General features: G+C 31.7%; 13 protein-coding genes. 6 read left to right on the forward strand and 7 right to left on the reverse strand.

The window, feature by feature from the left end:
* Positions 1–12: 12 nt before the first annotated feature.
* Both yqeH and CN946_RS06995 read right to left on the reverse strand, forming a co-directional pair.
* The gene (gene yqeH / locus CN946_RS06990; protein WP_098860481.1) at positions 13–1,122 is read right to left on the reverse strand and encodes a ribosome biogenesis GTPase YqeH; all 1,110 of its coding nucleotides are present in this window, start codon (positions 1,120–1,122) and stop codon (positions 13–15) included.
* Positions 1,119–1,640 carry a YqeG family HAD IIIA-type phosphatase gene (locus CN946_RS06995; RefSeq protein WP_069035111.1) on the reverse strand — a complete coding sequence of 174 codons (522 nt, stop codon included), beginning with the start codon at positions 1,638–1,640 and terminating at the stop codon, positions 1,119–1,121. The genes yqeH and CN946_RS06995 overlap by 4 nt, the downstream gene beginning before the upstream one ends.
* A gap of 261 nt (positions 1,641–1,901) precedes the next feature.
* Between CN946_RS06995 and sda the strand changes: the two genes are divergently transcribed.
* Positions 1,902–2,042 carry a sporulation histidine kinase inhibitor Sda gene (sda, locus tag CN946_RS07000; RefSeq protein WP_069035227.1) on the forward strand — a complete coding sequence of 47 codons (141 nt, stop codon included), beginning with the start codon at positions 1,902–1,904 and terminating at the stop codon, positions 2,040–2,042.
* A gap of 128 nt (positions 2,043–2,170) precedes the next feature.
* On the opposite strand, the gene CN946_RS07005 is transcribed toward sda, so the two are convergent.
* On the reverse strand, positions 2,171–2,950 hold the full coding sequence (locus CN946_RS07005; RefSeq protein ID WP_098860482.1) for a phosphatidylserine decarboxylase: 780 nt from the start codon (positions 2,948–2,950) through the stop codon (positions 2,171–2,173).
* A 302-nt stretch (positions 2,951–3,252) separates the two neighbouring features.
* Here CN946_RS07005 and CN946_RS07010 point away from each other — a divergent pair, with 302 nt between their 5' ends.
* From CN946_RS07010 to crcB (CN946_RS07025), 4 genes are all read left to right on the forward strand, one after another.
* Positions 3,253–3,870 carry a GTP pyrophosphokinase gene (locus CN946_RS07010; protein ID WP_098860483.1) on the forward strand — a complete coding sequence of 206 codons (618 nt, stop codon included), beginning with the start codon at positions 3,253–3,255 and terminating at the stop codon, positions 3,868–3,870.
* Between the two features lie 761 nt (positions 3,871–4,631).
* Positions 4,632–5,393 carry a CPBP family intramembrane glutamic endopeptidase gene (locus tag CN946_RS07015; protein WP_176547240.1) on the forward strand — a complete coding sequence of 254 codons (762 nt, stop codon included), beginning with the start codon at positions 4,632–4,634 and terminating at the stop codon, positions 5,391–5,393.
* Between the two features lie 51 nt (positions 5,394–5,444).
* Positions 5,445–5,834 (forward strand): fluoride efflux transporter CrcB, encoded by a 390-nt coding sequence (crcB, locus tag CN946_RS07020; protein ID WP_098860485.1) that lies wholly within the window; start codon positions 5,445–5,447, stop codon positions 5,832–5,834.
* Complete coding sequence (gene crcB / locus CN946_RS07025; RefSeq protein WP_098860486.1) at positions 5,831–6,190, forward strand: fluoride efflux transporter CrcB; 360 nt, start codon at positions 5,831–5,833, stop codon at positions 6,188–6,190. The genes crcB (CN946_RS07020) and crcB (CN946_RS07025) overlap by 4 nt, the downstream gene beginning before the upstream one ends.
* A gap of 63 nt (positions 6,191–6,253) precedes the next feature.
* On the opposite strand, the gene CN946_RS07030 is transcribed toward crcB (CN946_RS07025), so the two are convergent.
* Positions 6,254–6,706, reverse strand: a complete 453-nt coding sequence (locus tag CN946_RS07030; protein ID WP_286133848.1) for an SRPBCC family protein — start codon at positions 6,704–6,706, stop codon at positions 6,254–6,256.
* Positions 6,707–6,887: 181 nt separating this feature from the next.
* Here CN946_RS07030 and CN946_RS07035 point away from each other — a divergent pair, with 181 nt between their 5' ends.
* Positions 6,888–7,433 (forward strand): GNAT family N-acetyltransferase, encoded by a 546-nt coding sequence (locus CN946_RS07035; RefSeq protein WP_098860488.1) that lies wholly within the window; start codon positions 6,888–6,890, stop codon positions 7,431–7,433.
* Between the two features lie 66 nt (positions 7,434–7,499).
* Here CN946_RS07035 and CN946_RS07040 read toward each other — a convergent pair whose 3' ends face one another.
* The 3 genes from CN946_RS07040 to CN946_RS07050 all read right to left on the reverse strand — a co-directional run.
* Positions 7,500–8,732, reverse strand: a complete 1,233-nt coding sequence (locus tag CN946_RS07040; protein WP_098428334.1) for an aminopeptidase — start codon at positions 8,730–8,732, stop codon at positions 7,500–7,502.
* Positions 8,733–8,938: 206 nt separating this feature from the next.
* Positions 8,939–10,039, reverse strand: a complete 1,101-nt coding sequence (locus tag CN946_RS07045; protein WP_098860489.1) for a prephenate dehydrogenase — start codon at positions 10,037–10,039, stop codon at positions 8,939–8,941.
* A 36-nt stretch (positions 10,040–10,075) separates the two neighbouring features.
* Positions 10,076–10,547, reverse strand: a 472-nt coding sequence (locus tag CN946_RS07050; protein ID WP_141546870.1) for a bifunctional 3-deoxy-7-phosphoheptulonate synthase/chorismate mutase, incomplete at its 5' end; no start/stop codon positions are given.

Here is a 10,547-nt window from a genome sequence, read left to right on the forward strand (position 1 = left end):
CCCAAATTATTCTTATATAATAGAATTACGAAGAGTTACAGCTACACCTTTTGGTACATAAGCAACAATTTTAGTACCTGGTTCATTCACTGTGATCCATCCTAACCCTGAATAAACTATATCAGTTTTAGCATCTTTTATCATAAATTCATGCTTCACTAATTTAGGAAGCTCATTTATTTGTTCACCATACGGTGGAACTAATAATCCCCCTGCTTGTCTTTCATATAAATCATCAGCATTTTCTTGTTTAGTACGATGAATTGATAAGTCGTTTGAGAAGTGACAAGTAAAAGAACGTCTTCCACCCTCTAAATAATCAAAACGAGCTAATCCACCAAAGAATAATGTTTGTCCTTCATTTAATTGATAAACCATAGGCTTAATTTCTTTTTTCGGTGTAATAATCTTTAAACCTTTTTTATCAACGAAATGAGCCATTTGATGATGATTAATAATACCTGGTGTATCAATTAGATCACTCTGTTCATCAAGTGGGATTTGAATCATATCAAGTGTTGTGCCCGGAAAATGCGATGTTGTAATGATATTACTATTTTCTTCACTATAACGTTTAATCATTGTATTGATAAATGTTGATTTTCCAACATTTGTACAACCTACTACGTACACATCCTTACCTTCACGATGCTTCTCAATACTTTCAGCTAATTCGTCTATACCAGTGCCTTTTACTGCACTAATTAAATGAACACCTACAGGTTTAAGTCCCCAACGTTTTGCAGTTCCGCTCATCCATTGCGTTAGTTTATTTTTCTTAACTGACTTCGGAATTAAATCTGCCTTATTTCCAACTAATAATATTTTGTTGTTTCCAACGAATCGATTAATTCCATTTAACCAGCTGCCAGAAAAATCAAAAACATCAACTACTTTAATAACAAGACAGTCCTTAGAACCTATCCCATTTAAGATACGAATAAAGTCAGAATCAGTCAACTCTACATCTTGAATCTCATTATAGTTTTTTAAACGGAAACAACGTTGGCAAATAATCTCTTCTTTTTCTAATGAAGATGGAGGTGCATATCCAAGCTTGTCTTTATCCTCTGTTTGAATTTCAACTCCACAACCAATACATCTTACTTCTGTATTACTCACTTTTTATCCTCCCATTGTAACAATCCTTGCTTCCTTAAGGATGAAAGAATTCTACGTTCTACCATTCGATTAAATCTTGTCCAAATTCCATCTGTACTTGCAACCGGAACAACTAAAATTGTATGAATGCCTTGACGATTGCCACCAAATACGTCTGTAAGCAATTGATCTCCAATCATCACGACTTCATTTGGCTTTAAATTCATTTGTTTATATGCTTTTTTATATGATGTAGCGAGTGGCTTACGCGCACGATGAATGAATGGAATTCCTAAAGGATCACAAAACTTTCCAACACGCTCAGCATTGTTATTCGATACAACTGTAATTTTAATCCCTGCATCATCCATGCTTTTGAACCATTTCGTTAGCTCTGGCGTAGCTAATGGACGGTCCCACTCTACTAACGTGTTATCTAAATCAGTAATGATTCCTTTTATTCCTAAGCCTTTTAAATGCTCAGGCGTAATTGCATAAACATTATTAACAGTTTCACTCGGTAAAAATTTATTAAACATTATTACACCTCAATATATTCTTAAAATCGTTCGACAAATAACTACAATCATTCTAACTGTGGATAAATCTTATACACATTATCCTTAGTCCAAGAACCTACCTTTTTTAGAATATATAAACAAATTACCCACAACTTATCCACCTATTTCTGTGGATAAACGAACGATTGTTCTATTTTTAAAAATTTGATACATTAAGTTTACGAAGAAATTCAAAAAACTTTTCTCACTCGGAGGTGAATGCCCAACCGGGCAAAAAATATGTACAAATTAAATGATGAGTTGTTACTTGAGTCCTACAAAAAAGCTCTAGGTTTACAGCTTGATCCTGCCTTCATTTATTTAATTGAAAAAGAAATTAAACGAAGAGGTCTAGATTACTATATAAAAAAAACATCTTAAACATTTTTATTATTTTCAATATATGCAAATAATACAAGTGAAATTAAAATACAAGTACTCTTTACAATAACAGAAAAAGAACCATCTTTCTATACGATGGCTCTCATTTCGTGAAAAAAAGTGCATACTTAGTGTAATTTACCAAGATTTTGACCAACTCTGATCGCTTGGCCAGATTGAAGTTTCAAATTTTGTGAGAAACTATTAGCTTCAAAAAGTAAAACAACTGTAGAACCGAAAGAAAAATACCCTACTTCTTCACCTTTTTTCAAACGATTTTCTTTTTTGGTTACTACGATTGTGTTAACAAACATAGCACCAACTTTAATCATCGCAACATGTTTATTGTTTTCAGAGCATAATACTTCTGAAATAACTCGATAATTTTTTGAAAGTGGATCTTTACCATACGTTAATCCTGCTTTATTCACGGGATAAGATTTAGCACCTAACTCGAATTGTGATACAATATCGCCTTCGATTGGGCTATGTATACGATGATAATGGCTAGGACTTAAATACAACACCATATAATAACCCTCATCATATTTAGCTGCCATTTCCTTTGAACCTAACATCTCAATAATGCTATATGTCTTTCCTTTAACGACAAATTTAATATCCATTTCAATCTTCCCACAAGACTCTAACACACCATCTACCGGACAAGCTAATTCACTTTCACCAGCATGAATCGGCCTAGCATTTTGCTTTAATTCTCTAGTAAACAAGGCATGTAAAGTAGGAAAAACAGTCTCTTTACTTTCATCCATATTTAAATTAAACGCTTTAATATAAGGATTAATAAAAACCCTACTAAATCTAGAAGTAGCAAGCCTACGCAAAAGACCCGAAGTAAAACGATTATTCGTCAACTCTATAAACAAACGATAAAAACTCTGTTTCATCAATGTACTCCTAACTAAAATTATATATATAAATTTATAACATATTATTCCAAAACTAACAAAACCTTAAATGACCTTACTGTCGCTGCTATAAATTGTTTATTCTTATAATATAAGTTTCACTCTCTACTTCTTTAATCCTTGTCTAATGATCCTGCCATTACAACCCTTTACTATTCCCTTTAATTTTAACACTTAAAATCCCTGTATTTTACTTGTCACTAACTGTTCACCAAGATTTCACACTGAGTTCACATTAAGCTGGTACAATTACTGATGTAATATACATTAGGAGGTTGCCTATGTTGAAAGATCAAAGCTTAGGTGAATGGACTAACACACTTTTAATATATAAATTTGCGTTAGATGAAATCAATACTAAAATTAGAATTTTAAATGAAGAATTTACTTTAACTCATAATCATAATCCAATAGAACACGTAAAATCACGTTTAAAAAAACCTGACAGTATAATAGAAAAGCTTGAGCGAAAAGGTTTAGAACTAACACAATATAATCTGGAAAATTATATGAGTGATATAGCTGGAGTTCGTATTAGTTGTTCATTTATTAGTGATATTTACATGATCTATGAACTATTAAAACAACAAGACGATATTCATATAATAGAAATAAAAGATTATATAAAAAATCCAAAACCAAATGGCTATAAAAGCTTTCATATGATTATTGAAATTCCAATTTTCCTTGCTTCTGAAACGAAAAGAGTTAAAGTAGAAATCCAAATTAGAACAGTTGCAATGGATTTCTGGGCAAGCCTTGAACACAAGATTTTTTATAAATACAATAAAAATGTCCCAAAAGCAATTATCGAAAGTCTGAACGAAGCTTCCGCAACTGTAAATTCATTAGACTATAAAATGGAAATGATTAGAGATCAGGTAGAACAGTTGAATTGAATAAAATAGAACTAACGCTAGGATATTTCCTTTCCTAGCATTACTAAAATTAAATTTAGTAATACAGAAACAAGGTATATTGACATACCTTGTTTTTTAAAGTGTTGAAATATAAATAGGTCAAACATATATTAAGTGAACCTTTATTGATTTGATAAAATAATTCATTCTTTGATGATCTAATAATGTTTTTAAATGTTAATATGTTTGAGTAGTTTTATAATATCAACAAACTCTATTAATTGTTTATTTCTTGAGAAGTTAAAGAAATTTGAAATTGATTTATAAGCTGTTATGCTACTATAAGTAAAGGATCTTAAATTAGGTTTTTAGTGTATCTTTTTTTGATGAATAAATTGATTGGAACTAAAAGGGTGCTCGACTCCTATGGGATAAGCGGGAAGGCTGAGACCCCGCAGGCGCGGCCGAGGAGGCTCAGCTCTCGCCCCATGGAAAGCGAGCATCTCGTAGTGGAAATCAATCTCACTAAACCCCTTTACGAAAATTTGGTAATTTAATTAACAAGGTATATTAACATACCTTGTTTTTTTAATTATGTTTTAGTACATTCTCAACTCATATAATGTAAACAATCTTTCATATATTAAATAACAAAGTTTTTAAAATAATTTTAAATAATTAAACTCATATATTCTATTTCTAGTTCTTTCAGCTTTAAATTTAAGATAAAATAGGATATGTTAGTATAAATGTAAATTAGAAAGTTTATGAACATAGATCAAAAAATTGGAGGAGCCGATTTGGATAATGAATTAAACTATAAAACAATTATTCCAGAAAATATTCCGAATGAACGTAAGTCCGCCCTAAAAACACTTGGCTACTATTTTTTAATATTTATTGTTGGCTTGAACTTACTAATCTTAATTGCTTCAATATGGGGTATGATTTTTGTTAGTGTTGCGGATATAAACCTTACTGAAAAACAATTTGATAATCTTGTAAATACCGTATCAATTTATTCGGATTCAATTTTTGGTGTCCTCAGCTTATTATGGCTCTATTATTATACGAAGAAAAAAGGGCTTCTAACATTAAGACGTATAAATATAAATTTGATTGACGTTGTGATCATTTTAGGAGCATACGTGGTTCTTATGGCTTCTTCACAACTTCTTGATGTTATTTTTCAACATTTCAATTATTCAATTGCTACGCCAGATAACCAAAAAGCAGTTGAAGGCTTATTGCGGACTAATCCAGTCCTTATGATTATATCAGCGGTTATTCTTGCACCAATTAAAGAAGAATGGATAACACGTAAGTTAATTATTGGTTCAATCTTTAAAAACTCGCCGATCATTGGTTTAATTGTAAGTTCATTTGGGTTTGGTTTATTGCATATGCTTGCTGGTTTTTCAATCTATGCATTACTATCTTATTCTTTAGCTGGTTTAATTTTTGGTATTATCTATATCAAAACAAAAAAAATCGAAGTTACGATTTTTGCCCACTTTTTAAATAACTTAGTTTCAATTATTGCTTTTTTTATTGTAAACTAACAAAAAAAACGCTCCTAGGGGCGTTTTTATAATGTATTTATGAGGTGTATTATGAATTATTTATTGATACTTATTGGAGGATTTTTTGGAGCAATTCTTCGTTACCTAATAGGTCTATCAATCCATCCACTTTCAAATGGATTTCCAATTCAAACGTTTTTAATTAATACAATTGGATGCTTCTTTTTAGGTTTCTTTTTACCGATGGCTAAAGTTAAATTAAAACCTGAATATACTTTACTAATTGGAACTGGATTTACTGGAGCATTCACTACATTCTCTACTTTTTCACTTGAAAATGTAGCTCTGATGGATGAAAAAAAATTGCTAGTAAGTCTAGTCTATATCATCTCAAGTTTAGTTATCGGAATTAGTTTGGCGTATCTTGGTTTTAAAGCGGCAGAGAAATTCAATAAAGTAAAAGGAGAAACCTCATCATGATTGTTATAGTAGGAATAGGTGGGGGAATCGGAGCAATTTTTCGCTATGCCCTTGGAAACTACGTTAATAAAAAAGTTAAAACAAATTTTCCTTTTGGAACTTTCGTTATAAACATACTCGGATCGTTTATTTTAGGTTTAATAAACCATTTATATCTCGATAAATCGATTTCTACTACAATGTGGCTGTTTATTGGGGTAGGAATATTAGGTGGATTTACAACCTTTTCTACATTTGGTTACGAATCGATTCAATTATTCCTTGCAAAAAAGTATAAAACTGCGTTATCTTATATCATTTTATCTACTATTATAAGTATTTGTAGTGCATTTGTCGGTTTTCATATTTTTAGATGAACCGAGAAATTTAAATCTAAAACAAAAACCTCTGTCCCCAGAGGTTTTTTTATTTTTTCAATTTTACCAACCAAAATCTAATGTTTTACCGGTCTCAACATATGTTTTTACATTACTTAAAATCATTGGCCAGGTAGATTTTGTATTTTCATATGAAGGGTGATTTTCTGGCCATTGGTCGTTTACTAGTGTTAATTTTGTGCATTCACCTATCTCTTCAAGTGTAAGTGTAATTCTAGTTTCTAATTCAGCATGATTTTCACGATAAACGGGGCCTGGATGTTCTGTATAACTCATCATTTTATGAGGCTCAAAAGCTAGAATTTCCCCATAAACATGCACCGTATGATCACCAGCTTCTCCTGGTCCAATATATTCATATTTTGCTCCGACTTCAAATGTAGATTTTAAAATACAACCAAAAAAGATAGCTTTAGTTCCTTCTGACGAAACAAATACGTTCCACACCTCTTCTGGTTTTGCTCCAATATAAAACTCATACTTAAGATCTTTCATTTTCTCATCCTCCATTTGTTTTATGTGTAGAATGATGAATTGATTCTAGATGACACTTCCATTATATACCAAAAACAGATCAACTTATTATTTCATTTGTTTTCAAGAACTTATATATTAAAATTAAATCATAAGAAAATTATTTAAAGCTAAAAAATCAATTTTAATGAGGGGTGACAAGTTGAATTTAACTTATGAAGTGATTGACAAAAATCACATTGAGTTATGTAGAGATTTATGTAATGAATTAATGACTTTTCAGAAGGCAAAAGCGAAGATAAAACCAGAGTTGTTTGATAGTATGAATTTCGAAACACGTTTGGTTCCTTCAGTAAAAAAAGCTATACATAATTATATTGTTATCGTGAAAGATAAGGATCATATCGTTGGTTACGTTTATTCAAATATTTCTCCAAAAGAAGTATATTCAAGCGAATTTGCAACTTTTTTTGACCTTTCTTCAGTCCATAAAAAGAATGTTGGATGTTTATCTCAATTTTACATTAAAGAAGAATATAGAAAATATGGAGTAGGCTCTGAACTATTCAAAATGTCAATGACCTGGCTAAAACAATTTGATGATGTAGAAGATTATTTTATCTATGTTTCAAATGGAAATGAAGACGCTCTAGAATTTTATAAACGTAAGGGATTCTCTGTTAGTCATACAATATTAGATGGTTTTATAACGGTTTTAAGAAGTAACCATCAATTTCAAACAATTTAAAAAAAATAAAAATAAAGGAGTGTCTCAAAAAAATTTTCGAGACACCCCTTTTATTTTTATTTACTATTAAAATGCCCAGTTACCATTTCTCATGATTGGTTCCACTGTACCATCTTCTTTAATTCCATCGATGTTTAATTCCGCTGATCCGATCATAAAATCAACGTGAGTTAAACTTTGGTTGATGCCTAATTTTTCTTGCTCTTCTGAAGGTAATTTTTCTCCATCCTTCATATTGTTTGGATATGCTTTACCTAAAGCTAAGTGGCAAGAAGCATTTTCATCATATAATGTGTTGAAGAAAATTAAACCTGTATTTGAAATTGGTGAATCATGTGGTACTAATGCTACTTCACCTAGACGGCGAGCACCTTCATCAGTATCTAATAAATGTTGTAAAGTTTCATATCCTTTTTCAGCTGTAAAATCGACAACTTTACCATCTTTAAATGTTAAAGAGAAGTTCTCAATTAAATTTCCACCATAATTTAATGGTAAAGTCGCTTGAACAGTACCATTTACACCATGGCTATGTGGCATAGAGAAAACTTCTTCAGTTGGAATATTAGGATTAAACCATTTTCCATCTTCACTGTTTGCTCCGCCACCTTTCCATACATGATTATCTACTAAATCTAGTTTTAAATCAGTACCAGGTGCTGTGTAATGTAAAGTTTTATAACGTTTGTCATTTAATTGAACAACTTTTTCTTGTAAGAAATCGTTATGTTTAACCCAAGCTTCAACTGGATTTTCATTGTCTACTCGGCAAATTTTGAATACTGAGTCCCAAAGTAATTCCATCGCTTTATCAATTGGTTCATTTGGATAAACTTTTTCAGCCCATTCAACACATGGAATAGCTACGATTGACCAACGAATTCTATCAGCCATCATGTATTCACGATAATTATGTAGTGCTTGGCTAGCTGTTTTATTAAAAGTTGCAATACGTTTTGGATCGATTCCTTTTAATAATTCTGGATTCGGTGAAATTACTGATAAAACAGCACCACCATTTTCAGCTAATTCTTCCATTGCTGTTACTTTCCAGCCTGGAAATTCTCCAAAAACTTCTTCAGGAGCTAGTTCATATTTAGTACGAGTAATTACATCATCATTCCAATCGATGTTTACATTTTTAGCTCCAGCTTCGTAAGCGAATTTTACAACTTTACGAACGAATTCTGCAGCTCCGATTGGTGCATTTATTTGTAATGTTTGTCCTGGTACGATATTAACACCACTTTTTACTGCAAGTTCAGCATATTTCTCTAATGATTTTTCAAACTGAGACATTGATATCCCTCCATATTTAACGATTTAATAACCTAACCTACTAAATTATAATATAAAGTTCAGAAAATTGGTACATAAAAGAGACTGACTATTCATTTTTATTTGAAATGTCAGAGAGACTAAGTACCTGATCTCCTTGTCGCTCTTTAACCAAAAAAAAGCACCTTTCAGAGGCGCTTTTAATGTGTAAATAAATCTGAAATTTTTTATGAAACAATGTACGTCTCATAACCATTAACATTTAGGAATTTTTCAGCTTTCTCTCTGTCATTTTCTGTTTGAAGGCTTATTCTTAGTACACCCGGTAACCCTTCACGTGATTCTATGATCCTTAGATTTGTAATGCTTACTTGGTGAATCGATAAAATTGTTGTGATGTTAGCAAGCTCACCGACTCGATCTAAAACGTCTACATACAAATCAAAATAACTTGGGATGGCGCCATTTGCTTTTGCTGGCATGTTGTCTCTAAAATCTTTTGATTCCTTGAAATAGTGAAAGATATCTTCTTTATCCTGGCTTTCGACAAGCTGATACATTTGTTTCATATCATCAATCCAATTCGAAATTAATGAAAGCAATGTATCCTTATTTTGAATCACAATATCAGTCCACATTTTTGGGCTGCTTGATGCAATCCTCGTAATATCTCTAAACCCTCCAGCAGCTAAGGCTGTTACTAAAGGCTCGTCCTTCGAGTAAGTTTTAACTTGCTTCACAAGATTAGAAGCAATTAGATGTGGAAAATGGCTTACCACTCCAGTAATTTGATCATGTGTTTCTTCATCAATTACAACAAAATGTGAACCTGTTCCTTTAAGCCATTCTTTTAATTCATCAATTTGATCATTTTTAGTATTTTCACTTGGTGTCAAAATAAAATATGCATTTTCAAATAAATGAACTTTTGCACTCTCGATGCCAGTTTTATGCGAGCCTGCCATTGGATGACCTCCAATAAAGCAATAACCTTTATCTGTAAGAGTCTTCGAATGCCTCATAATTTCACTTTTCGTACTACCTACATCAGTTAATATGACATCATTCTTAAGTTCATATTCACTTAACATATGTATATATTTTATTGACTCCTCAACGGGACAAGATAAAATGATTAGATGAGCCTTCTCGGCACAGTCTTTAAGCTGTACCGAGATTTCATCTAAAACTTGAATTCTTTTACCAATTTCAAGTTGTTTTTCGTTTATATCATATCCAATTATATTCACATCATGAACTTTTTTTATTGCCAAGGCAATTGAGCCTCCGATTAATCCTGTGCCAATTAAAAGGACGTTCTTTTTCAAGGCATTCACCGCCTATCCTTCATTAAGTAATATTATTTATGATTGAAGTTTTGCACGGAAGTCTTTTAACTCAAACATAAATTCTTCAAATTGTGGGATATTCATTTGTTGAGCTGAATCTGATAAGGCAACTGCTGGATCAGGATGTACTTCAGCCATTACTGCATCTGCTCCAATTGCTAATGCTGCTTTTGCTGTCGGTAATAGTAAGTCCTTACGACCTGTAGAATGTGTAACATCTACAACAACTGGTAAATGTGTTTCTTTCTTTAGAATTGGTACTGCTGAGATATCTAATGTATTTCTTGTAGCTTTCTCATAAGTACGAATTCCTCTTTCACAAAGAATAATTTGGTCATTTCCTTGCGAAATAATGTATTCTGCTGCATTAATAAATTCTTCAATTGTTGCTGACAATCCACGTTTTAATAAAACTGGTTTATTTACTTGACCAACCGTTTTCAGTAAATCAAAGTTTTGCATATTACGTGCACCAATTTGAATTACA

Origin of the sequence: Bacillus sp. AFS053548, assembly GCF_002575105.1 — a bacterium.
In the GTDB taxonomy this organism is placed as follows: Bacteria; Bacillota; Bacilli; order Bacillales; family Bacillaceae_G; genus Gottfriedia.